The organism is Bradyrhizobium sp. WU425 (assembly GCF_021052305.1).
GTDB lineage: Bacteria > Pseudomonadota > Alphaproteobacteria > Rhizobiales > Xanthobacteraceae > Bradyrhizobium > Bradyrhizobium canariense_D.
In genome coordinates this window covers 1,050,415-1,073,767 of the sequence record NZ_CP088089.1, presented here as the reverse complement: position 1 = coordinate 1,073,767, position 23,353 = coordinate 1,050,415, and the positions used below count along the sequence as shown (strand labels likewise).

The following is a 23,353-nucleotide window of genomic DNA, read 5'->3' as shown; positions in this document are numbered from 1 at the left end:
TGCGGCAGCGCCATTTGCAAGGATTCCGGTAGCCACTCCCTGACGTTTGTCCTAAGCCTCGACCGCTTGCCACCCGTTCCGGCAGGCTCGATACTGACGGCAACGAGGCAAGCCCGAGACACAACGGGCTCTGGTCAATGAGGGGAGTTTCCATGGAGCGCATCTGGCTTAAGCAATATCCGCCCGGCGTCCCCGCCGATATCGAGCCGACGCAATATTCATCGCTGGTCGACCTCCTGGAGGAGAGCTTCGCCAAGTTCGCCGACCGCAAGGCGTTCATCTGCATGGACAAGTCGATCAGCTATCGCGACCTCGACCAGATGTCGCTGGCGATGGCGTCCTATCTGCAAGGGCGCGGCCTGCAACGCGGCGCCCGCGTCGCGATCATGATGCCGAACGTGCTGCAATATCCGGTCGCGACCGCAGCCGTGCTGCGCGCCGGTTTCGCGGTGGTCAATGTCAATCCGCTCTACACGCCGCGCGAGCTCGAGCACCAGCTCAAGGATTCCGGCGCCGAAGCCATCATCGTGCTCGAGAACTTCGCCCACACCGTCGAGCAGGTGATCGCCAAGACGCAAGTCAAGCACGTCATCGTCGGCAGCATGGGCGACCTGCTCGGCTTCAAGGGAGTGATCGTCAATCTGGTCGTCCGCCGCGTCAAGAAGATGGTGCCGGCATGGTCGCTGCCGGGCGCGGTGTCCTTCAACGACGCGATCTCCGCCGGCCGCTCTCTGGCCTTCAACAAGCCGAAGCTGTCACCCGGCGACGTCGCCTTCCTGCAATATACCGGCGGCACCACCGGCGTGTCCAAGGGCGCCACCCTGCTTCATCGCAACATCGTCGCCAACGTCCTGCAGAACGACGCCTGGCTGCAGCCGGCGATGGCCGCGCCGCCGCATGTCGATCAACTCATGGTCGTTTGCGCGCTGCCGCTCTATCACATCTTCGCGCTGACAGCCTGCTACCTTCTCGCGGTGCGCGCCGGCGGCTGCAATCTCCTGATCCCCAATCCGCGCGACATCCCGGGCTTCATCAAGGAATTGGCGAAGTACCAGGTCAACAACTTCCCTGCCGTGAACACGCTCTACAACGGCCTGATGCATCATCCCGACTTCAAAAAGCTCGACTTCTCCAAGCTGAAGATCTCGAACGGTGGCGGCATGGCGGTGCAGCGCCCCGTCGCCGAGCAGTGGAAGGCCATCACGGGCTGCTCCATCGCCGAAGGCTACGGCCTGTCGGAGACATCTCCGACGCTGACCTGCAACACCACGACCAATCCGGAGTTCAACGGCACTATCGGCATCCCCGTGCCCTCGACCTGGATCTCGATCCGCGACGACGACGGCAACGAGATGCCGCTCGGCCAGCCCGGCGAGATCTGCGCCAAGGGCCCGCAGGTGATGTCGGGCTACTGGAACAGGCCGGAGGAGACGGCCAAGGTGATGACCGCGGACGGCTATTTCCGCACCGGCGACATCGGCATCATGGACGAGAAGGGCTACACCAAGATCGTGGACCGCAAGAAGGACATGATCCTGGTCTCCGGCTTCAACGTCTATCCGAACGAGATCGAGGAAGTGATCGCGAGCAACCCCGGGGTGCTCGAATGCGCCGTCATCGGCATTCCCGATTCCAAGTCGGGGGAGGCGGTGAAGGCGTTCGTGGTCAAGAAGGACCCGAACCTCACGGCGGAGGCCCTGGTCAAGTTCTGCCAGGAGCAGCTGACGGGCTACAAGGTGCCCAAGCACATCGAATTCCGCACCGACCTGCCGAAGACCAATGTCGGCAAGATCCTGCGGCGGCAGCTGCGCGACGAGAAGAAGGCGGAGGCGGCGTAAGCGCCTCTTTCGTTCATGACCGACGACGGCAACATCAGTCCGGCCGGCATCCTCGCCTTCTGGCGCGAGGCCGGCCGCGATGCCTGGTACGAGCGCAACGACGCATTCGACGCGGAGATCAGGCGCCGCTTTCTCGCGCTGTGGCAGAAGGCGGTCGCCGGCGAACTCTCGTCATGGGAGGCGACCGATGAGGGCGCACTCGCGCTCGTCATCGTGCTCGACCAGTTTCCGCGCAACATGTTTCGCGGCACGTCGCAGGCCTTTGCCAGCGATGCGCTGGCGCGCGACGTCGCCCGCCGCGCCATTGCGCGGGGCGCAGATCAAAGGATCGATCCGGTCCTGCTCGAATTCCTCTATTTGCCCTTCATGCATTCCGAGCACCTGCCCGACCAATTGCACTGCGTCGCGCTGTTTCAAAACACCGACAATGCCGAAAATCTGAAATACGCGCGTGAGCACGCCGACATCATCCGGCGGTTTGGCCGCTTCCCCCACCGCAACCGTCTGCTCGGCCGCGACACCACCCCGGACGAGCAGGCCTTCCTCGACGGCGGCGGGTTCGCCGGCTGATGACATAACGGTGAAGGGTCCCGCCCTCACCGCCTGCCCTACCGGCAATATTGTGCAGCGCCGCCGCACGGTCTAAAAAGCGGGACCGATTTTCAGGGAGACTGACGATGGCGATCCAGACTGGCGACAAGCTGCCCGAGGCGAAATTCCGCGTGATGACGGCCGAAGGCCCGCAAGTGAAGACCACCGACGACATCTTCAAGGGCAAAAAAGTGGCGCTGTTCGCGGTGCCCGGCGCCTATACGGGCACCTGCCACAAGATGCATCTGCCGAGCATTTTCCTCAACGCCTACGCCCTGAAGGACAAGGGCGTCGACACCATCGCCATCGTCTCCGTCAACGACGCCTTCGTCATGAACGCCTGGAAGCGCGATACCGACCAGCGCGACGAGGCCATCTTCCTCGCCGACGGCAATGCCGACTTCACCAAGGCGATCGGCATGGAGCTCGACGCCTCCGGCAACGGTCTCGGCATCCGCTCCAAGCGCTATTCGATGCTGGTTGAGGACGGCGTGGTCAAGAAGCTGAACCTCGAGGCGATGCCCGGCAAGGTCGAGGTGTCCGGCGGCGATACGCTGCTCGGGCAGCTGTAAGCTTTAGACGCCGCTTTCAGCCACAACCGACACTGTCATGCCCCGCGAAAGCGGGGCATTCAGTATTCCAGAGACAGTTGTTGTTGAATCGAGAGGCCGCTGCGTACTGGATCGCCCGGTCAAGCCGGGCGATGACGGCGGAGCATGAGCAAGAGCGCCGATCCGCGCTACTCCGCCACCCGCGCCTGTAACCGCGCCTTCACGATCCCGTCGCGCGCGAGCTGGTCGGCGCGTTCGTTCTCGGGATGGCCTGCGTGACCTTTGACCCAGTGCCAGCGCACGTCATGGGCCTTCAGCGCGGCATCCAGGCGCTGCCATAGCTCGACATTCTTCACCGGCTTCTTGTCGGCGGTGCGCCAGCCGTTGCGCTTCCAGCCGTGGATCCAGCCGGTGATGCCCTGACGGACATATTGGCTGTCGGTATAGAGATCGACCGTGCACGGCTTCTTCAGCGCTTCCAACGCGGAGATCGCCGCCATCAATTCCATCTGATTGTTGGTGGTGTGGCGCTCACCACCGTTCAGTTCTTTTTCCTTGTCGCCGAACTTCAGGATCGCGCCCCAGCCGCCGGGCCCCGGATTTCCCGAGCAGGCGCCGTCGGTGTAGATCGTGACAATCGGAAGCTCGCTCACGCCACCAGCCCCGACGGCATCAGCCCGTAGTCGCGCACGCTGGAAACGCTCTGGTGGAAGCGCAGCTTGCGGACATATTCCAGCGGATCCTTCGGCCGAACCAGCGCGCCGGGCGGAACGTTGAGCCAGTCGACCAGCCGCGTCAGCAGGAAGCGCATCGCAGCGCCGCGCGCGAGCAGCGGCAGCGCTGCCTCTTCCGGCTCGGACAGCTTTCGCACGCGGCCATAGGCATTGAGGAAGGCCCGCGCCTTGGTGACGTTGAAGGAATGATCCGGCTCGAAGCACCAGGCGTTGAGGCAGATCGCGACATCATAGGCGAGCCAGTCATTGCAGGCGAAAGTGAAGTCGATGATCCCTGACAACTTGTCGCCGAGAAAGAAGACGTTGTCGTTGAAGAGGTCGGCGTGGATCACGCCTTCGGGCAGAAGCGTCGGCCAGACCCCGCTCTCGAGGTAGTCGAGCTCTTGGCTCAGGAACGCGCGCAGGCCGGGCTGCACCTCGTCGGCCCGATGTGATGCGGCATCGAACAGCGGCCGCCAGCCCGGGACCGACAGCGCGTTCGCACGCCTGATCGCGAAATTCGCGCCGGCCAGATGCATCCTGGCGAGCCCCTCGCCGACGCCGGCGCAATGGACCGCGTTCGGCTTGCGCGGCCAGACGCCTTCGAGAAAGGTGATGATCGCGGCCGACCGGCCCGACAGCTCACGCAACGCCTCGCCGTCCGTTCCCTTCACCGGCAGCGGGCAGTTGACGCCGTGCTCGGCCAGATGCGTCATCAGCGCGAGGAAGAACGGCAGATCGTTCTTCGCCACGCGCTTCTCATAGAGCGTGAGGATGAACGACCCCTTGGTCGTATGCAGCAGGAAGTTGGAATTTTCGACGCCCTCGGCGATGCCCTTGTAGGAGAGCAGTTCACCGAGATCGTATTGATTGAGGAAGTCCGCAAGCTCGTCGGCGGCAACGTCGGTGTAGACCGCCATGAAGGTCTACTCGGCGGCGGCTTCGGGGCGCACCTGGCGCGGCAGCGGGAAGAACTCGTTCTCTTCCGCGGCCGAGACCGTCTCCACATGCAGCGTGAAGCGCTCGGCGAACGCGTCCATGATCTCCTCGACGATCACTTCCGGTGCCGAGGCACCCGCGGTGATGCCGAGGCTGGTGATGTTCTCGAACCGCTTCCAGTCGATTTCGGTGGCGCGCTGCGCCAGCACGGCGATCGGGCAACCCTCGCGTTCGGCGACTTCGCGCAGGCGCTGCGAGTTCGACGAGTTCGGCGCACCGACCACGATCAGGGCGTCGACCACCGGCGCCACTTTCTTCACCGCGAGCTGGCGGTTGGTGGTGGCGTAGCAGATGTCTTCCTTGTGCGGCCCGTTGATGTTCGGGAAGCGCTCCTTCAGGAGCGCCACGATCTCCGCGGTGTCGTCGATCGACAACGTGGTCTGGGTCACGAAGGCGAGGTTGTTCGGGTCCTTCGGGGCGATGGTCTTGGCGTCCTCGGCGGTTTCGATCAGGGTCACGGCGCCGGTCGGGAGCTGGCCGAGCGTGCCCACCACCTCCGGATGATGGGAATGCCCGATCAGGAAGATCTCGCGGCCGCGCTTGAAATGGATCGCGGCCTCGCGGTGCACCTTGGTGACCAGGGGGCAGGTCGCATCCAGCGAGAACAAATTGCGGGACGTGGCGTCGGCGGGAACCGATTTCGGTACGCCATGGGCCGAGAACACCACCGGCGCGGTGGTGTTTTCCGGGATCTCGGCGAGTTCCTCGACAAAGATCGCGCCCTTCTTCTTCAACCCATCGACGACGTACTTATTGTGCACAATCTCGTGGCGAACATAGACGGGGGCGCCGTATTTATCGAGCGCCCGTTCCACGGTGTCGATCGCCCGGACCACCCCGGCGCAGAAGCCACGGGGAGAACAAAGCACGATCTTGAGGTCTGGTTTGGCTGACATTGAGCGATCTCGGGACCGAATCACCTCGCCAAATGGGCGGGAAGCGGTCGATGGATGAACAGGGCTTGGGTACGGTCTTACAGAGACTTCAGAGGGAATTGGGCCCCCTTTCGGGCGCTGTCAAGGCACTATCTATAGCAGAACCATTGCGTGGCTAGCCCCTCCGGGCTTATATAGCGCGAATTCCCAGTCATCGCTGATGACCACCGGTTTCGCCTCCAAAGGGGTGGGCGAAGCACAAAGGAGATTTGCCATGAGCAACGCACCTCTGATGCCCAAGGCGACCGCCGTCTGGCTGCTCGACAACACCGCGCTGACCTTCGATCAGGTCGCCGATTTCACCAAAATGCACCCCCTCGAGGTGCGCGCGATCGCCGACGGCGACGCCGCCCAGGGCATCAAGGGCATGGATCCCCTTTCCAATGGCCAGCTGACCCGCGAGGAAATCGAGAAGGGCGAGAACAACCCGGACTACCGGCTCCGCCTCCAGGAGAGCAAGGTGGTGCTGCCGCCGCAGCCCAAGCGCAAGGGCCCGCGCTACACCCCGGTCTCGCGCCGCCACGAACGCCCGAGCGCCATCCTCTGGCTGCTGCGCAACCATGCCGAGCTCAAGGACGCCCAGATCATGCGCTTGGTCGGCACGACCAAGAGCACGATCGCCAGTGTCCGCGATCGCACCCACTGGAACACCTCCCAGCTGACGCCGATTGATCCCGTCACTCTTGGCCTCTGCTCGCAGATCGAGCTTGATTTCGAGGTCGCGCGCGCGGCCAAGGAAAAGCCGATCGACGCGGCCTATGGCGGCGCCACTTTGCTGCCGGCCTCAGAAACCACCAAGAAGGACGAGTACGAACCCGCGGAGAGGTCCAGCGACGATCTCAACGTCGATGCCGTATTCGCCAAGCTGAAGACGCTCGGCGGCAAGAAGCAGGACCAGGAGGAGGAGTAATCCTTCCGCTCTTCAGTCGTCATCGAATGCAAGCGCGGCGGGGAAACCCGCCGCGTTTTTTAGTCTGACGCAAGAAGCTTCAGCAACCTCGTCATTGCGAGCGCACCGGCGCAGCGCAGCCTTTATGGCCGGTCCGGATGGTTCAGCATGTATTCGCCGAGGTCGCGCTGGCGGCGGTCGGCGCGGGTGGTCGCGGAACTGCGCTGGACGTCGCGGTCCTTGCGGCAGGCCACGTATTCGGGCGATCCGGCCGCATAGCCGCGGCTCTGGCAGACCGCATCGTCATCATCGCCGCCCATCGCCACCGGCGTCTGGTAGCGCGCGGAGCAGGCGGAGAGAAGGAGGCCCGCAAATGCAATCGCTAGAAACGGCTTCGAATTCATGGCAGGCCCTTCATCCTCATGGTGAGGAGCCCGCGCAGCGGGCGTCTCGAACCATGCAGGCCAAGCTGCAGCAGCGGGGCCTTTCATCCTTCGAGACGCGCACCAGGCGCGCTCCTCAGGATGAGGATTGAGCGGAAAAATGCGGCCTATTCAAGCCTCATTGCAAACCTCACACCCGCCCTTTCAGCGCATCGCCGATCTCGTCGAGCACCTTGGGGTCCTCGATCGTCGCCGGCATGGTCCAAGCTTCACCATCTGCGATCTTCTTGATGGTGCCGCGCAAGATCTTTCCGGAGCGCGTCTTGGGCAGGCGGCCGACGGTGATGGCGAGCTTGAACGCGGCAACTGGACCGAGCTTGTCGCGCACCAGCGCGACGATCTCCTTCTCGATCTCGGCGGGGGCCCGCTTCACACCCGCCTTGAGCACCAGGAAGCCGCAGGGTACCTCGCCCTTGATCGCGTCCTTGACGCCGAGCACGGCGCATTCGGCAACATCGGGATGCGAAGCCAGGATCTCCTCCATGCCGCCGGTGGAGAGCCGATGGCCGGCGACGTTGATAATGTCGTCGGTGCGGCCCATGACGAAGACATAGCCGTCGTCGTCCTTGTAGCCGGCATCCGACGTTTTGTAGTAGCCGGGGAATTCGGTGAGATAGGCTTCCTTGAACCGTTCGTCCTGATTCCACAGCGTCGGCAGACAGCCCGGCGGCATCGGAAGCTTGATGACGATCGAACCCATGGTGTTCGGACCGACCGGCCTTGCCGCTTCGTCGACCACGTCGACGTGATAGCCCGGCATCGGCACCGTCGGCGACCCGTGCTTCACCGGCAGCTGACCTAAGCCAACCGGATTGCCGGCGATGCACCAGCCGGTTTCGGTCTGCCACCAATGGTCGATCACAGGCACTTTCAATTGCTGCTCCGCCCACTCCACCGTCGGCGGATCGGCGCGCTCGCCGGCCAGGAACAGCGTGCGGAACGTCGAGAGGTCGTATTGCCGGATGAATTTTCCTTCCGGATCTTCTTTCCGGATCGCGCGGAACGCGGTCGGCGCAGTAAAGAAGGCGACGGCCTTGTGCTCGCTGATCACGCGCCAGAACGCGCCGGCATCGGGCGTGCCGACCGGCTTGCCCTCATACATGATCGAGGTCGCGCCGTGCAGCAGCGGGCCGTAGACGATGTAGCTGTGGCCGACCACCCAGCCGATGTCGGAGCCGCACCACCAGACCTCGCCCGGCTTGACGCCATAAAGGTTGAACATGGACCATTTCACCGCGACGAGATGGCCGCCATTGTCGCGCACGACGCCCTTGGGAATGCCGGTCGTGCCTGACGTATAGAGAATGTAGAGCGGATCGGTAGCGGCGACGGGCACGCAAGGCGCCTGCTTGCCGTCGTTCATCGCCTTGCGGCGCAGGCCCGCCCAATCATAGTCGCGGCCGGGCGTCAGGGAGCAGACGAGCTGCGGACGTTGCAGCACGATGCAGGCCTTCGGCTTTGCCCCCGCAAGTCTGATCGCCTCGTCGAGCAGCGGCTTGTACTGCACGATCCGGCCGGGCTCGATGCCGCAGCTCGCCGACAGAATCAACTTTGGCTGCGCATCGTCGATGCGGGTGGCGAGCTCTTTCGCGGCAAAGCCGCCGAACACCACGGAGTGCACCGCGCCAATGCGCGCACAGGCGAGCATCGCGACGACGGCCTCCGGGACCATCGGCATATAGAGGATGACGCGATCGCCCTTGGCAGCACCAAAATCCAGCATGATGGCGGCGAGCGCCTGCACTTCGGCCAGCAGTTCGGCGTAGGTGAATTTGGTGACGCTATTTGCCAGCGGCGAATCATGGATCAGCGCGATCTGGTCGGCGCGGCCGCGTTCGACATGGCGGTCGAGCGCGTTGTAGCAGGTGTTGACGACACCACCGCTGAACCAGCGGCCGTAGACGCCCTGCGAGGGATCGAAGATCTTTTTCGGAGGCTCGATCCAGTCGATTTCCTTGGCCGCCTCGGCCCAAAAGCCCTCAGGGTGAGCCAGCGAGCGCGCATAAACCTCGTGATAGAGGCTCTTTCCGTCGACGTTTCCTCGGACGTTCATTCCCGCGCTCCCGTTCCCTTTATTCGCCTGGCCTTGACCTTGTGGCAGGACAAACGTCCCGCCATGACAGGGATCAAGTACCGGCCATTTTGAGGGGTATTTTCCCGGGAACGGGCCGCGGTTCAAGCTGAAAAGAACAGTGCTCAGCTGTCCATCGCATTGAGCCGCTGCAGCCGGTCATGCATGACCTTCCTGAGATCATAGCCCGGGCGGCCGAAGCTCGTATTGCGGGTGGCGAGGAAGTCGCGTTGGGTGCGACGGAGCTCGCCGGCCGAGCGGGACCCGGCCGATTTCAGCACGCGCTCGTAGGTCTCGGCGATCTGGCGATCGAGCACCCCCAGCTGCGGATCGGCACAAATCACCTTCTCAACCTCGCGCTTCGCAGTGGCACAATCGAACGACGGGCCATTGCCGGAATTCGCCGCGAGTGGCCGCAGCGGCTCGCCGCCGAATTTCGCAATCTCCGCGATCATGGCACGGCGGCCGGCGGCGGCGTTGTCGTTGCCGGGATCGAGCCGCAGCGCGGTCTCATAGTCGGCCAGCGCCTTCCTGCGTTCGCCCATCTTCTTGTAGAGCACGGCGCGGTTATTGTAGGTCTGCGCGAAATTCGGATCCAGTTTCAGCGCGGCCTCGTAATCGCTCAGCGCCGCGCCAAGCTCGCCCTTGAGGTGGTAGGAATCGCCGCGGTTTGTGAAGAAATTCGGCCGCGGTGCCAGCCGGAGCGCCTGATCGTAATCGGCAATCGCCTTGTCGTACTCCCCCATCGCGGCCAGCGCCAGCCCGCGATTATCGTAATATTCGGGCACCTTCGGATCGAGCCGGATCGCCTCGCCGTCGTCGGCAACCGATTTGTCGAGCTGGCCGAGCTTCTTGTAGGCGGCGCCACGATTGGTGTAGCTGCGCGGCCGGTTCGGATCGAGCCGCAACGCCTCGCTGAGATCGCGGATCGCCTTCTCGTTGTCGCCGCCGAGATAATAGGTCACGCCGCGGTCGGACCAGGCCTGTGCATTGTCAGGCTTCAGCCTGATCGCCTGGTCGTAATCGGCAAGCGCGCGGTCGAGCCGGTGCTGGTTGGTGTAGACGACGCCGCGCAGCTCGTAAGATTCCGAATCCTGCGGATCGAGCTCGATGGCCTTGCTGAGGTCCGCCGCGGCGCGGTTGAGATCGCCGCCGGCCTCGCGCAGGAGATCGCCGCGCAGGCGCCAGGCTTTTGCGTTCTTGCCATCGAGTGCGATGGCGCGATCGATATCTCGCAGCGCCTGCGTGAGGCCGCCCGAGGTTCGCGCATTGGCGTCGGCGCGCACCAGCAATGCCGCGGCGCGATCGAGGGATGGATTCGAGGCCTGGTCGATGATGGCGCTGCAGGCCGGGATCAGCTCAGCCGGAGCGGCCTTGCTCCCGATTACGCAATCGACGCCGGCCGAAGCAGGGGCGACGAGAACGACGCTCATTGCCGCGCTGAGCAGGAGCGAGCGAAACGAGATTTTTGCAAACGAGAGCATTTGCGCGGAAGGATGCGTGCCGCACATGGCATAGGGCTCCGGGACATCAGGCTTTCACCATTGTCGCGGCAGCCAAAGAATCGGTTCAAATCGAGGCGTGCCAGCGGCGCACCGATCCCTTCCCTCCTTCGTCCCGCTCTTACGAGCGAGACGAGGAGCCTCAATACCCGTCCACCCCGTTGAGCCGCTGCAGCCGCTCCTGCATCGCCTTCTTCAAATCGTACCCCGGCCGGCCGAACCCGGCGTTGCGGCGGGCGATGAAATCGTCCTGCTCGCGTTGAAGCGCCTTCGCTTCGCCTGCATTGCGGGCTTCGCGCAACACGCGCGCGTTGGCGGCAAAGATCTCGCGGTCGAGATCTGCGAGCTCGCGGTTGGCGCAGATCGCCTTCTCGACGGGACGGCGCACACCCTTGCAAATGAAACTGGGCTTGCCCGCGACTGCCATCTGCGCGCCGATCCGCTCGATCTCGCGCGCCATCGCCTTGTGATTGGGCTTGGCCTTCTCGTGGTTCGGATCGATTTTCAACGCCGCGCCGAAATCCTGCACCGCCTTGGGCTTGTCGCCCTTCCTTAGCCAGAGTTCGCCCCGCGCGTTGAAGATATCGGCGAGACCGGAATCGAGCTCCAGCGCGCGGCTGTCGTCGGCGATCGCGCGGTCGACTTGGTCGTGCCGCGCATAAAGCCCGCCGCGCGCGATCAGCGCCTTGATCAGGTCCCCTTTCGCCGTCTTCTCGTTGTCGATCACGGCGGCGCAGGCCGTGGCGGCCTTGTCGATGTCGTCGGCTGCGGCAGCCGCGAGGCACGGCGCGATGTCGACCTGCGGCACCGCGGCCGGCTCGCCGCCGGTCGCAGCATGAGCCGCAACGAACGAGAGCGCAAAGAGCAACCCGACGCCGGACCATTGAATGAGAAAACGCATGCTCGCCACAGTTGGAAAGTCTTGAGTTAAGGTCCCCTTGAGGTCTTGCCTTGGGGCCGCACTATCCATCAAACGGCCGGATTGGTGCTAGCTTGTGGCGCCGCTCAAATCGGCTTCGGGGATCAACGTGTCGACATTCGAATGGATCATCGTGCTTCTGCTCGGCGCCGTTGCATTATCGGCGCTGGCGCGACGGATCAAGGTCCCCTATCCAACCTTTCTCGCAATCGGGGGCGCGCTGATCGCCTTTGTGCCGTCCAGCCCGTCCTGGGCGCTGGAGCCCGACCTGGCGTTGGCTCTTTTTGTCGCACCGGTCCTGCTCGATGCCGCCTTCGACACCTCGCTGCGCGATCTCCGCAACAATTGGGTTCCGGTCTCCACCCTCGTCGTCGCCGCGGTCGGCCTGACAACGGCCGCTGTGGCCTACGTCGCGCACCGGCTGATGCCTGATATGCCCTGGGCCGCCGCGGTTGCGCTCGGCGCCATCGTGGCCCCGCCGGACGCGGCCGCCGCGGTCGCGATCCTGAGCCAGGTGAAGCTGCCTCACCGGATGGTGAAGGTCCTGGAAGGCGAGAGCCTGCTCAACGACGCGACCGCGCTCCTGATCTATCGCATCGCCGTCGGAGCGATCGCCACCGAGCATCTGGCATGGAGCCAGGTCGCGCCAACCATGGCTCTGGCGCTGGTCGGCAGCGTCGTTGCCGGCTATCTCGCCGCGCGAGTCATGCCACTGGTGATCGTGCAGATCACGGAGGCTCCCAGTTCGATCATCATGCAATTCGCCACTACCTTCATGGTCTGGATCGGCGCTGAACATCTCGGCCTCTCCGGCATCCTCACCATCGTCGTGTACGCCATCACGATGGCACGCGCTGCACCCGCTCGCATGCCGGCGCGGTTGCGGGTGCCGTCCTACGCGGTGTGGGATACGATGGTGTTCGTGCTCAACGTGCTCGCGTTCATGCTGATCGGCATGCAGATGCGACCGATCTGGACGCGGCTGGACGCGGACGTGCGCTGGGACTATTGCCTGGCCGCCGCCTGGATCCTGCTCACCGTGGTCCTGGTCCGGTTGGCCTGGGTCACGGTCTACCGCACGACGCTACGCACGCTGGTGGCGCACGGGATCTATCACCCCAAGGATCCGAAGCAGGTCGCCTCCGCCAAGGGCGGCCTCATCATCTCCTGGTGTGGCATGCGCGGCCTCGTCACGCTCGCCACCGCCTTTGCCTTGCCGGAAAACTTTCCGCATCGTGACTTCATCGTCTTCTCGGCGTTTGCGGTCGTGCTCGGCACGCTGGTCGTGCAGGGCCTGACCTTGCGGCCGCTGATCCTGGCGTTCGGCCTCAAGGACGACAATCCCGTCGGCATCGAGGTCGCGCGCGCCCGCGCCGTCGCCTATCGCGCGGCGCTCGACGCGATCGAGGACGATCCGTCGGAGGAAGCCGAAATCCTGCGGCTCGAATATCGTGCCATCCTGATGCAGGCCGACGACGATCCCCATGGTGGCATCACCAACGGCGAATTGCCCGCCGATCCGCTGCGCCGCCGCGCCATCGAAGCCGCGCGAAAATCGATCTTCGACCTCCGGGCCACCGAGGTGATCGGTGACGACGCGTTTCACAGGGTCGAGGAGGAGCTCGATCGCGCGGAACTGAGCGCGGGGGGTTAGATTTCGTCATCCCGACAAGCACCCTGCACAGGTGGCTAGGGGTTTGAACCAAACGCCGCCTCTCCAGACTCATCCCTCATGACGACCCTGATCGACGACCGTCGTGTGCGCGCGCGAGATGCGTCGCCCGCACGATATTTCTATCTCCACATGGCACTGGCCTGCGCGGCCACCGCCTTTCTCGGCTTCGCACCGACCTATTTTGTGCCGCTCGCCAACCGGACATTGTCCGCAAGCCCCGTCATTCATTTCCACGGCCTGTTGTTCTTCACCTGGTCTCTCTATTTCGTGATCCAGACGTGGCTCGCCGCCTCAGGCCGCATGGTCAATCACCGTGCGCTCGGCATCGCCGGCGTTTCGCTCGCGACCGCGATGACGATCTTCGGCTTCCTCGCCTCCGTCCATGTGATGCAGCATTCCGCGGCGCTCGGCCAGAAAGAGGCCGGCATCGCCTTCTCGATCGTGCCGATGAGCGGGATCGCGTTCTTCGCTGGTGTATTCGTGCTCGCGATCATGAACACGCGAAAGCCGGAGATTCACAGACGCCTGATGCTGCTCGCGGCGGTCTCCATCCTCGATGCCGCGATCGCGCGCTGGTTTCTCACTTTCCTCGCGCCTTCGGGACCGCCAGGGCCGCCGCCGGTGCCCGTCACCATCGCGCCCGCGATGGTCGCTTCGCTGCTGCTCGTTGTCGCCATGGTACGCGACTGGCGCACCGCGGGCCGAGTGCATCCAGTCTACATCACCGGCACGCTCGCGCTGCTGGCGGTGAAGGTGCTGAACTGGCCGATCAGCGAAACGGCGGCATGGCATTCATTCGCCGGCGGGATTCTGGCGCTGGCGCAATGATGTCGTCCTGGCGAAAGCCAGGAGGTGGATTCACACTCGAAGTACAACAGTTGAGAGGAGAAGGCCTCGGCCGGGGTTCTGAAGTCAAGGCATTTGCGCGGGGTGTTGTTGTAGGCGGCAATGGACTGACGGAAGCGCTTGGTTGGGAGCTTTTCGAGGTCGGTCTTTCGGGGGATGAAGCGGCGCAAGCGGCCGATGGCGTTCTCGATGCCGCCCTTTTGCCACGGCGCGTGCGGGTCGCAGAAGAAGGTCTTCATCAAGAGGCTCTGCAAGGAAAGGTGGGCGGCGAACTCGGTGCCGTTGTCGAAGGTGACGGTACGGCGCAGTGCCTCCGGTACGGCTTTGAACAGGCGTACGAGATGGCTAGCGATACCGGCGGCGAACTTGCGTTCGATGGGAACGGCGAGCAGCAGGCGCGAGGTTCGCTGGTGGACGGCCAGGATGGCCTGCCGGTATTTGGAGAACATCATCAGATCGGCTTCCCAGTGGCCCGGGACTTTGCGATCGGCGACCTCGGCAGGCCGTTCTGCCAGCGAAACACGGCCTTCGATGAAGCTTGCGGGGCTCCCGCCTCGTTTGCCGCGGTGGCCTCGCTTGCTCTTGCCCCGAGGCAGATAGCGCCGCCAGGTGAAGTCCGTCGTGCGTGTGATCTGGGCGTAGATGAAGCGGTAGATGCTCTCGTAGGAGATCACCCTACGGCCACGTTCCCGGGCCAGCCTGCCTGCGACCTGTTCGGGTGACCAACCGCGGCTCAAGCCTGCCAAGACCTCGCGGCGCAAGCTGGCGTCCCGCTCGAGGCGAGAGCCCTTCCAGCGCCGCGCCCGGGTCTGCTGCTGAGCATAGCTTGGCTTGTAGCCGACTTGCCTGCCACGGTTCCGCCTCAGCTCCCGAGAGATCGTTGATGGCGGCCGATCCAAAGCTGCCGCGATTTGCCCGACCGAGCCGCCATTGGCCGAAAGGCGGGCAATCTCGCATCGATCGTCAAGGGAGAGCTGTTTGTAAGTCCGCCCCATGGCAACACCTCCAGATGGAAGTGTTGCACTTCGTTTGTGAACTCAGGGGACCCATTACCCCGACAGCCGCTTGTTGAAGAAGCCGGAGCCGCCAACCTTTGTCAAACTTCTCCCTGGGGTTATGGGTCCTAGATCAGCGCTCGTTACGCTCGCTTGTCCAGGACGACGGCGAACACGGAACGACGCCTAGGCCCCCGCCTTGCACGTGATCCCGCCGTCCACCACGAGCTCGATGCCCGTCACATATTTCGCTTCGTCCGAGGCCAGGAACAGCGCGGCGTTGGCGACGTCGAAAGCGTCGCCCATGTGGCCCATCGGCACTTGCGCATCGCGCGCCCGCCACATCGCTTCAACATCGCCCTTGGCATAGCTGTTCGCAAGACCTGCGGAATGTTCCACCATCGGCGTCTTCATCAGGCCGGGCAGGATCGCGTTGACGCGGACATGGTGGCGCGCGAACTCGATCGCGGTGGTGCGGGTCATCTGGTTCATCGCCGCCTTCGAGGTGCCGTACGTGACGTAGGAGATGCCCATGTGGCGGATCGAAGCGATCGAGGAGATGTTGATGATCGAGCCACCGCCCTGTTTCACCATCACGGGGATGACGTGCTTCATGGCGAAATAGGCGCTCTTGAGGTTGACGCTGAAGACCCGGTCCCAGCTTTCCTCGGTCACTTCGACCACGCTGCCCATCTCGGCGATGCCGACATTGTTGTCGAGCACGTCTATGCGGCCGTAGGCCTTGAGGCATGCCGCGACCATCGCCTCGACCTCGCGCGCATGCGAGACGTCGGCCGTGAACGCGCTCGCCTGGCCGCCTTCGTCCGCGATGATCTTCGCGGTCTCCTCGGCGGCCGCGCCGTTGCGATCGACGCAAAACACCTGCGCACCCTGGCGGGCAAAGGTGACCGCGGTGGCCTTGCCGTTGCCCCAACCAGGCCCGATCGAGCCGGCACCCACCACCATCGCAACCTTGCCCTTGAGCCGACCCATCGCGTGTCTCCCTTATTATTGTTCTTTGCAGACGATCATCTTTGTGACGTTAGCACCAATGGGATGACCGACAATCTCGGACAACGTCCGGCACTTGCCGTCATGGCATAGCCGCCATTCGCCAGCTGCGTCCGAATTGCCCAGCACGACCTCCGGCATCGGCGCGCGCGCGGGCCTCCATTGAAACCAGCCGTCAACGAGGCGCGCCTCGGGCGGCGGCTCCATGCCGGGGCCGGTGCCCTTCACGCGTGCCTGCACCAGTTCGAGCCCGGCGGGGGTGACGCGCCAGTCTTCCTGCCAGTCGACCTTCGCGATCGAATGCGTCCACACCAGCGTGAACGCGGACAGCGCCAGCGCCTTCACGCCTGAGGCTGTGACGAAGCAGAGGCTCACACTGCCTCGACCGGCGCCGGCGGACGCCGCCGCCACTGCCACAGCACGATCGCAGCGGCGAGCAGGAAGCCCGCGGTGTCGCTGAACGGGAAGTCGCCGAGCAGGCACAGCGCGGCACCGAGCGCGACCAAACGTTCGAGGAACGTCAGGCGCGTGAACAGGAATCCGATCGCGACCATGCCGAACAGCGCGATCGCCACCAGCGCCTTGACAGTCGCCAATGCCACCGCGCCGTAGAAGCCGAGCTTGGCCGCCATGGGATCGCCGCCCTGCAGCATCAGCGCCGGCGAATAGACGAAGATGAAGGGGATGACGTAGCCGGCGAGCGCGATGCGCATCGCCTCCCAGCCGATCTTGTCCGGATTCTCCTTCGCGATCGGTGCTGCGGCAAGCGCGGCCAGCGCCACCGGCGGCGAGAGGTCCGCCATGATGCCGTAATAGAACGCGAACATGTGGCTTGCGATCAGGGGCACACCCAGTTTGGCCAACGCGGGCGCCGCGAGCGCTGCCGTGATGATGTAGGTCGGGATGGTCGGGATGCCGGTGCCGAGCAGGATCGACAGCAGCATGGTCATGATCAGCGCCAGGAACAGGCTCTTCTCGCCGAGACCGATCACCCAGCCGCCGAAGATGGTGCCGACGCCGGTCTGCGACATCATGCCGATGATGACCCCGACGATGGCGCAGGCCATGCCGACGGTGATCGCGGATTTGGCGCTTTCAGCCAAGGCATCGCGGCAGGCGCGCAGGGCGGAAAATCCGCCACGCACGAACGCAGTGATCACGATCAGCGCGACGACGACGCCTGCGACCGGCACGATCTGAAGGCCGTCGCGCGAGAGCGCCGCGACGACGAGCGCGAGCCCGATCCAGAAGACATAGCGGATCGCCATCGAAGACGCGCCTGTCGTGATGGCGGTGCCAAGGATCAGCGCCACTGTGAGCGCGAGGCCCATGCTGCCGGCATAGAGCGGCGTAAAACCTTCGAACAGCATGTAGACCAGCGCCGCGAGCGGCAGCACGAGATACCAGCGCGTCACCAGGGCCTTCCAGGCGCTCGGAATCTCCGAGCGCTTCATGCCGGTGAGCCCGTGCTTGCCGGCCTCCAGATGCACCATCCAGAAGGCGGAGGCGAAATAGAGCATCGCGGGAATCGCGGCCGCCTTCACGATCTCAGAATATTGGACGCCGAGCGTCTCTGCCATGATGAAGGCGACCGCGCCCATCACCGGCGGCATGATCTGCCCACCCATCGACGCTGTCGCTTCGACGCCGGCCGCGAACGCGCGGCGATAGCCGAACCTGATCATCAGCGGAATCGTGAACTGGCCGACGGTGACGACGTTGGCGACGCCGGAGCCGGAGATCGTGCCCATCATGCCCGAGGCGAACACCGCGACCTTGGCCGGGCCGCCGCGGGTCCTGCCGAATAACCCAAGAGAAACGTCGGTGAAGAGCTGGATCATGCCGGCGCGCTCCAGGAACGAGCCGAACAGGATGAACAGGAAGATGTAGGTCGCCGAGACGTAGATTGGCACGCCGTAAAAACCTTCGGTGCCGAACGACAGATGCGTGACGATCTGGTCGAAATCATAGCCACGATGGTTGAGCGGTGACGGCAGATACTGGCCGAAGAACCAGTAGACGAGACAGGCGCCGCACATCAGCGGGAGCGCTGCGCCCATCAGCCGCCGCGTGCCCTCGAAGATCAGGACGGCGAGCAGCGTGCCGACCACCAGATCGAGGCGCGTCGGATCGCCGTCACGTGCGATCAGATCCGCATAGAAGATCCATTGATAGAGCCCGCACAGAAAGCCCATGCCGCCGATCAGCCAGCCGATCGCGCGGCCGAAATCGCTTTTGGCGGTGAAGTTGCCGATCAGGCCGAAGGTGAGGAGAATGAGGAAGCCGACATGGACGCCGCGCACCACCTGGCTCGGCAGATAATTGAAGGCCGCGACATAAAGCTGGAAGATCGCGAAGGCGATGCCGATCCAGTAGGCGAGCGTGCCCCACCAGCCCGGGCCAAAGCCTTCCGGAAAACCGTGCTCGAAATTGTCGAACTCGACCTTGATGGGCTCTTGAGCGCCCTCTGCCTTCTCCAGCATTTCAACCCATCCCCAATCGTCGAGCGCTTATAGCATTGGCACGGTCCATCCGCGCCGTCATGCCCGGGCTTGTCCCGGGCATCCACGATCTTTCTCGCCTGGCCTTAGAACGTGGATGGCCGGGACAAGCCCGGCCATGACGTCCGATAACGAGGCCGACGTTACTTGATCAGCCCCTTTTCCTTGTAATAGCGGATCGCGCCGGGGTGCAGCGGAACCGGGCTGCCGCTGGCGGCCGTCTCGAGCTTGATCTCCTTGCCGGCCGCATGCGCGTTGGCGAGTTCGGGCAGCGACTCGTAGACCAGTTTTGTCATCTGGTAGGCGAGATCGTCCGACACCGCCGAGCTGGTGACGAGGTAGTTGACCACCGCCGCAGTCGGCACGTCCTTGTCCTGCCCGGTGTAGGTGTTGGCGGGAATGGTCGCCGCGATAAAGGGCAGGCCGATCTTGTCGACGGTCTCCTTCGGCACCGACACCACCACGATCGGGCTCGAGGTCGACAGATCCTTCAGCGAGGCCACGCCGAGCCCGGCCGATTGCAGCGTCGCGCCGAGCTGGCGGTTCTTCATGAGGTCGACGGATTCGGCAAACGGCAGATACTCGACCTTGCCAAGATCCTTGTAGCTCATGCCGGCCGCCGCCAGGATGGCGCGCGAATTCAGCTCCGTGCCCGATTTCGGCGCGCCGACCGACAGGCTCTTGCCCTTGAGATCCGCAAGCGTCTTGATGCCGCTCTCGGCAGTCGCGACGATCTGGATGTAGTTCGGATAGATCGCGCCGATCGTGCGCAGCTTGTCGAGCTTGGACTTGAAGCCTGCTTCCTCGTCGCCATCCCAGGCCGCTTTCAGCGAGTCACCCAGCGTGAACGCGATCTCGCCGCGACCCTGCTGGAGCAGGATCAGATTCTCGACCGACGCCTTGGTGGCCTGCACCTGCGTCTTCACGTTAGGAATCTTGTCGCCGTAGATCTTCCCGATCGCGACCCCGAGGGGGTAGTAGACGCCGGAGGTGCCACCGGTCAGCACATTGATAAAGGATTGCGCCTGCGCGCAAGGTGCCGAGGCCGCCAGAGCAAGAGCCGCGGCCACGCCGAAAATCGTTCGTTTCATGATCTTTCTACTCCCCAAACCGGCCGGAAGTTGGCCGGATGAGGGGGGCGGGTCAACCCATCCAAAAGTCAAAACAGGACTGCAGTAAATGGCTGTGCTGGTTCGATTTTTGGGGAACTCGCCGGGTGCGGCGAGGTGGCGCAGCCAGGTCTGGTCAGCCCCTCACTGGAAGGTCATGTCCAGGCACTTGGAGATGTCGGAGCCGAGGCCGGAGGAGATGATGATGCAGCCGCGCACCTTCTGCGCGCCGACGTCGGCGGCCCACACCGAGTAGCCGCCGGGGCCGAAGAACGAATTGGTGTTCGGCGGCTCGGTCTCGGTCGCGTCGAAATCGTAATGGCCGTCGGTGTCGAAGATGCGCGGCTTCTTGGTGCAGCCGCCGTCGGTCTGGACGTTGATGACTTCCTTGTTGTCCCGGGTCAGCGCCAGCGAGACCTGACAACGGAAATATTCCGAGGTCTTGGTGTTGAAGAGGTAGGTGTATGACTTGCAGGTCGCGGTGTTCAGCTTGCCCGGGGCCAGGCCGCGGCTGCACGAGATCCTCTGGTTGTGGCTGAGCTGGTAATCATCGGCACGGGCGGCCGGCGCGAGCACCGTCAGCAACAGGCCGGCGGCCCAGCAAGCTTTAATGACGAGGTTCATTCGAATCATCCCCTACCCAATGTTTTTGTCGAATTGCGTTCTAGACGGAAAGCGGAACATAGTCGCGCGGGGACGAAGGGAAAATCACAAACTGCTCGGCAAGACGTGATGCGCTGCGGCGCTTTCGCAAATTGACCTGAAAGCGCCGTTCGTGATTTGTTCAAGCCGGGAGCCTCGATGGGGAGGATAGGGTGATGGCATTTTCGACAAGGATATTTTTGGTGACGGCCGTGCTCGGCGCGTTCGCTGCACCCGCATTGGCGCAGACCGCTGCAACACCTTGGGAGCTCAAGCCCGACACCGGCTACGCCTATGACAAGGACGGCAAGACCTTCTCCTACAAGATGGGCACCAGCAATGCCGGCGAACTTCTGAAGGGCGCCAAGAAGGTGCCGAAGGGCACGCTGTTCTTCCTCGGCCACAACGGCCAGCTCTACATGCGCAGCGGCCCGTATCTGGAAGGCGACGGCAAGTTCAAGTTCGGGTCGGATCAGTAGGGCGAGGTCGCGGCGACGCCACACACTGCTGTCGTCCCGGCGAAGGCCGCGACCCATACCGCGTGATCCCTCGATTGCGTACGGCCGCAGTACCGAACGACCGTCCTCCCAAACTATGCCCTGTGGTAATGGGTCCCGGCCTTCGCCGGACGACGCCGCCTAAAACGCCCCCGCCAGCTCGCGCGCGCCGGCGTTGTTGCTGTTGCTGTCCATCCTCGTATCCGTCACCGCCAGCAGCTTCGCCACCGTGTTGTGGCGGATCGCGACCGGGTTACGCTCGTAGCCGCCGCGCTGGAAGAAGTTCGAAGTCGGCACCTGCTCGCGCATTACCTGCGGCATTGTCACCATGTCGAGGCCGGTGCCGTCGCCGGTGAGGTTCATCATCTCGAGCTCGGCCGCGCTGAGCGGGCGGTTGTAGCCCTTGGCACGCGCGAACAGCACCGAGGTGAGCAGCTTGTGAGTCTGCAGCATCGGCCCGATATCGATGTCGAGCACCATGGCATGCATGGCCCAGCCCTGCGCGGTGTTGCCGATCTTCTCGTGCTCCGACCAGGTGTCGGGCACCGACTTGGCGTGCGCCACCATTTTCTTGAGCACAGTGAGCTTGTGCTCGAGCGACTGACGCGCCGGGCCTGAGGTCCGCGCCACCTTGTCAGAGAGAGCGCGGATGAATTCATGGCCTTGCTCGGCCAGCAGCTCGACGCTGTTGGTCGTCAGCAGCTGGTTGTAGCCCATCGCGGTCGAAATGGCGCGCTTGCCGCCATGTTCGATTCCCGCCTGCACGTCGTAACTGCCGGTGCCGCCGGTCTCGAACGCGTAGACCCGCACCGCCTGCTCGCGAGTCAGCCCCGAGGCCAGCGCGTAGCGTGCATAGACGCGCTTGAATTCGACTTCGTTGGCCGGCCGCTGTGGCGTGAACTGATAAAGCTCCTGCGCCGCGCGCAGCAGATCGGCGACCACCGGGATCGGCTTTTTCGTCGGGCGGTCCGGGGTTTCCTCCGGCTCCGGATTCACCGGCCGTTTCGGCCCGTTATAGAGCGGCGGATGCTCCAGCACGTAATCGTCGAGCGTGACCTGCTGCCCGCTGCGCCGCTTGGCATTACGGCCTTTCCGCTTCTCGGAGATCTGACTCCAATAGGCGCCGGCTTCCTCGTCAAAGGCCGCGCGCGCCGCCTGATACTCCTGCAGCTTGCGGCGATATTCCAGCACGGCGGGCGACACGCCGCCTTGCGCAAAGAACTGCGACAACAGCTGGGCATTGGCATTGCGGACGGCCGGCGGCAGCGCGTCGGATTCGCCGCCGCGCACGGGAGGCGCGAGCAGGACGAGCGCAAGTGGAACCAGTCTCACGGCATTTCGAATCGATTGATGCATGCTGCCCTCTTAGCAGGCATCCGGTAACTGTCACGTTAACGCGCCGTTTACCTCGTTTTCGCCCCTCGCGTCATTTCCAGGCGAATACCGGCTGTTCCAGCTCGGTGACGCGGGTGTGCCGTCCTGCCAGCACTTCGCGGAACTGGTAGATCAGGGCCGCCGTCGGTGCGTGAATCAAGCTCGACTGATGATGGAAACGGATCACACGGCGCGTGCTCTCGGGGATCGCGACGAAATCGAAGGCGTCGGCGCGCTCGACCGTCGCAAGCGCGATGCGATGCACGGAGGCGACCTCGTCCGGGTTTGGTTTGATCGCGGCACTATCGGCGGCCCAGACCACGACCGGCGTGATCAGATAACCGGAGCGGGTCGGATAGTCATCGAGCGTGCCGAGCACCTCCGCGCCGGTGAGGCGCAGGCCAAGCTCCTCGTCGAGCTCGCGCAGTGCCGCCTGGACCGGCGTCTCGCCGGCATCGCAGCGTCCGCCGGGAAGAGCCCATTGGCCGCGATGGGCGCGCAGATGCGATGCGCGCTGCGTGAGCAGGAACGCCGTGTCATCGCGCTCGCTGGCTGCGGTCAGCGCAATCACCACAGCGGCACGCTTCAACGCCGCCGGCGCCTCATCCTCCGGCAGCCGCGTGAAGGCCGCACAGGCAGCCGCGATATTCCGCCGTGTGGCATCGTCGAACGGTCTCATCATGCTTGACTACACCACGTCCGGCCCCGATGAAACGAGATCGCACGACCCGCTCAGGAAATGGACGACATGACCAACAAGACCGCCGCGAGGCTGAAAGCAGACGGCTGGACCATCCTGGAGACCACGGGCTTCATGCACCTGATCGGCCCATTGTGGGAGCGCAAGGTCGACGGCCAGTACGAATTCGCACTTGCGACCGAGGACAAGCACCACAATCGCCGCGGCATGGTCCAGGGCGGCGTGATGATGACGTTCGCGGACCGTACCTGCGGCATGACTGCCCGCTATGTCTCGGGCAAGGAGTTCATGGCGACGGTGCAGCTCGACACCCATTTCGTCGACGCCGGCCAGATCGGCGACATCCTGATCTCCCGCCCGCGCGTGGTGCGCTCGACGCGCAGCCTGATCTTCATGAGCACGGAGGTCAGCGTGGACGGCCGCTGCGTGGTGATGGCCAATGGCGTGTTCAAGATCTTGAAGGGGCCGGGGTAACTCCACACCCAACGCTGTCATTTCCCGCGAAGGCGGGGAATCCAGTACGCCGCGGCTTCTCGATTGAACTACAGCCCT

22 protein-coding genes and 1 pseudogene are annotated in these 23,353 nt (G+C 64.0%); 8 read left to right on the top strand and 15 right to left on the bottom strand.

From position 1 onward, the window contains the following. Positions 1 to 152 precede the first annotated feature (152 nt). The 3 genes from BcanWU425_RS05120 to BcanWU425_RS05110 all read left to right on the top strand — a co-directional run bounded on the left by BcanWU425_RS05120 (position 153) and on the right by BcanWU425_RS05110 (position 3,001). On the top strand, positions 153 to 1,838 hold the full coding sequence (locus tag BcanWU425_RS05120; protein ID WP_018453141.1) for a long-chain fatty acid--CoA ligase: 1,686 nt from the start codon (positions 153 to 155) through the stop codon (positions 1,836 to 1,838). Between the two features lie 15 nt (positions 1,839 to 1,853). Continuing rightward, entirely contained in the window at positions 1,854 to 2,408 is a 555-nt protein-coding gene (locus BcanWU425_RS05115) for a DUF924 family protein (protein WP_204512515.1), read from the top strand. 107 nt (positions 2,409 to 2,515) lie between these two features. Beyond that, entirely contained in the window at positions 2,516 to 3,001 is a 486-nt protein-coding gene (locus BcanWU425_RS05110; RefSeq protein ID WP_018453139.1) for a peroxiredoxin, read from the top strand. A gap of 167 nt (positions 3,002 to 3,168) precedes the next feature. Here BcanWU425_RS05110 and rnhA read toward each other — a convergent pair whose 3' ends face one another. Genes rnhA through ispH form a run of 3 tightly spaced genes read right to left on the bottom strand, consistent with a single transcriptional unit; the run spans position 3,169 to position 5,588 of the window. Beyond that, complete coding sequence (rnhA, locus tag BcanWU425_RS05105) at positions 3,169 to 3,633, bottom strand: ribonuclease HI (RefSeq protein ID WP_007597503.1); 465 nt, start codon at positions 3,631 to 3,633, stop codon at positions 3,169 to 3,171. Then, complete coding sequence (locus BcanWU425_RS05100) at positions 3,630 to 4,613, bottom strand: homoserine kinase (protein ID WP_018453137.1); 984 nt, start codon at positions 4,611 to 4,613, stop codon at positions 3,630 to 3,632. The genes rnhA and BcanWU425_RS05100 overlap by 4 nt, the downstream gene beginning before the upstream one ends. Before the next feature lie 6 nt (positions 4,614 to 4,619). Next, the gene (ispH, locus tag BcanWU425_RS05095; protein WP_007597506.1) at positions 4,620 to 5,588 is read right to left on the bottom strand and encodes a 4-hydroxy-3-methylbut-2-enyl diphosphate reductase; all 969 of its coding nucleotides are present in this window, start codon (positions 5,586 to 5,588) and stop codon (positions 4,620 to 4,622) included. Between the two features lie 253 nt (positions 5,589 to 5,841). On the opposite strand from ispH, the gene BcanWU425_RS05090 reads away from it, so the two are divergent. Then, on the top strand, positions 5,842 to 6,537 hold the full coding sequence (locus BcanWU425_RS05090) for a DUF1013 domain-containing protein (protein WP_027565675.1): 696 nt from the start codon (positions 5,842 to 5,844) through the stop codon (positions 6,535 to 6,537). Between the two features lie 122 nt (positions 6,538 to 6,659). Here BcanWU425_RS05090 and BcanWU425_RS05085 read toward each other — a convergent pair whose 3' ends face one another. From BcanWU425_RS05085 to BcanWU425_RS05070, 4 genes are all read right to left on the bottom strand, one after another. Beyond that, entirely contained in the window at positions 6,660 to 6,920 is a 261-nt protein-coding gene (locus tag BcanWU425_RS05085) for a hypothetical protein (protein WP_204512516.1), read from the bottom strand. 169 nt (positions 6,921 to 7,089) lie between these two features. After that, positions 7,090 to 9,012: a propionyl-CoA synthetase gene (locus BcanWU425_RS05080; protein WP_204512517.1), complete on the bottom strand. Its 1,923-nt coding sequence runs from the start codon at positions 9,010 to 9,012 to the stop codon at positions 7,090 to 7,092. 143 nt (positions 9,013 to 9,155) lie between these two features. Further along, entirely contained in the window at positions 9,156 to 10,541 is a 1,386-nt protein-coding gene (locus tag BcanWU425_RS05075; protein ID WP_204512518.1) for a tetratricopeptide repeat protein, read from the bottom strand. A 133-nt stretch (positions 10,542 to 10,674) separates the two neighbouring features. Continuing rightward, entirely contained in the window at positions 10,675 to 11,433 is a 759-nt protein-coding gene (locus BcanWU425_RS05070) for a tetratricopeptide repeat protein (RefSeq protein WP_204512519.1), read from the bottom strand. 94 nt (positions 11,434 to 11,527) lie between these two features. On the opposite strand from BcanWU425_RS05070, the gene BcanWU425_RS05065 reads away from it, so the two are divergent. Together BcanWU425_RS05065 and BcanWU425_RS05060 are read left to right on the top strand one after the other, a co-directional pair. After that, positions 11,528 to 13,105 carry a cation:proton antiporter gene (locus tag BcanWU425_RS05065; protein ID WP_204512520.1) on the top strand — a complete coding sequence of 526 codons (1,578 nt, stop codon included), beginning with the start codon at positions 11,528 to 11,530 and terminating at the stop codon, positions 13,103 to 13,105. A gap of 78 nt (positions 13,106 to 13,183) precedes the next feature. Further along, positions 13,184 to 13,954, top strand: coding sequence for a hypothetical protein (locus BcanWU425_RS05060; RefSeq protein WP_204512521.1), 771 nt, complete (start codon positions 13,184 to 13,186; stop codon positions 13,952 to 13,954). 23 nt (positions 13,955 to 13,977) lie between these two features. On the opposite strand, the pseudogene BcanWU425_RS05055 reads toward BcanWU425_RS05060, so the two are convergent. From BcanWU425_RS05055 to BcanWU425_RS05030, 6 genes and pseudogenes are all read right to left on the bottom strand, one after another. Then, positions 13,978 to 14,967, bottom strand: a pseudogene (locus BcanWU425_RS05055) (IS30 family transposase); the annotation flags it as partial. A gap of 186 nt (positions 14,968 to 15,153) precedes the next feature. After that, on the bottom strand, positions 15,154 to 15,960 hold the full coding sequence (locus BcanWU425_RS05050; RefSeq protein ID WP_204512522.1) for an SDR family NAD(P)-dependent oxidoreductase: 807 nt from the start codon (positions 15,958 to 15,960) through the stop codon (positions 15,154 to 15,156). A 15-nt stretch (positions 15,961 to 15,975) separates the two neighbouring features. Next, complete coding sequence (locus tag BcanWU425_RS05045; RefSeq protein ID WP_085350811.1) at positions 15,976 to 16,389, bottom strand: DUF1850 domain-containing protein; 414 nt, start codon at positions 16,387 to 16,389, stop codon at positions 15,976 to 15,978. Continuing rightward, on the bottom strand, positions 16,350 to 18,461 hold the full coding sequence (locus tag BcanWU425_RS05040) for a TRAP transporter permease (RefSeq protein WP_018453127.1): 2,112 nt from the start codon (positions 18,459 to 18,461) through the stop codon (positions 16,350 to 16,352). Before BcanWU425_RS05040 ends, BcanWU425_RS05045 begins: the two co-directional genes overlap by 40 nt. 161 nt (positions 18,462 to 18,622) lie before the next feature. After that, positions 18,623 to 19,570, bottom strand: coding sequence for a TAXI family TRAP transporter solute-binding subunit (locus tag BcanWU425_RS05035; protein WP_018453126.1), 948 nt, complete (start codon positions 19,568 to 19,570; stop codon positions 18,623 to 18,625). Between the two features lie 162 nt (positions 19,571 to 19,732). Further along, positions 19,733 to 20,212: a hypothetical protein gene (locus tag BcanWU425_RS05030; RefSeq protein WP_018453125.1), complete on the bottom strand. Its 480-nt coding sequence runs from the start codon at positions 20,210 to 20,212 to the stop codon at positions 19,733 to 19,735. A 194-nt stretch (positions 20,213 to 20,406) separates the two neighbouring features. Between BcanWU425_RS05030 and BcanWU425_RS05025 the strand changes: the two genes are divergently transcribed. Next, positions 20,407 to 20,709 (top strand): hypothetical protein, encoded by a 303-nt coding sequence (locus BcanWU425_RS05025; RefSeq protein WP_026232467.1) that lies wholly within the window; start codon positions 20,407 to 20,409, stop codon positions 20,707 to 20,709. A gap of 159 nt (positions 20,710 to 20,868) precedes the next feature. Here the strand turns inward: BcanWU425_RS05025 and BcanWU425_RS05020 are convergent, their stop codons facing one another. Together BcanWU425_RS05020 and BcanWU425_RS05015 are read right to left on the bottom strand one after the other, a co-directional pair. Next, positions 20,869 to 22,083, bottom strand: coding sequence for a hypothetical protein (locus tag BcanWU425_RS05020; RefSeq protein WP_204512523.1), 1,215 nt, complete (start codon positions 22,081 to 22,083; stop codon positions 20,869 to 20,871). Positions 22,084 to 22,153: 70 nt separating this feature from the next. Beyond that, entirely contained in the window at positions 22,154 to 22,783 is a 630-nt protein-coding gene (locus BcanWU425_RS05015) for an NUDIX hydrolase (RefSeq protein ID WP_204512524.1), read from the bottom strand. A gap of 66 nt (positions 22,784 to 22,849) precedes the next feature. Here BcanWU425_RS05015 and BcanWU425_RS05010 point away from each other — a divergent pair, with 66 nt between their 5' ends. After that, the gene (locus BcanWU425_RS05010) at positions 22,850 to 23,275 is read left to right on the top strand and encodes a PaaI family thioesterase (protein WP_085384272.1); all 426 of its coding nucleotides are present in this window, start codon (positions 22,850 to 22,852) and stop codon (positions 23,273 to 23,275) included. Positions 23,276 to 23,353 lie beyond the last annotated feature (78 nt).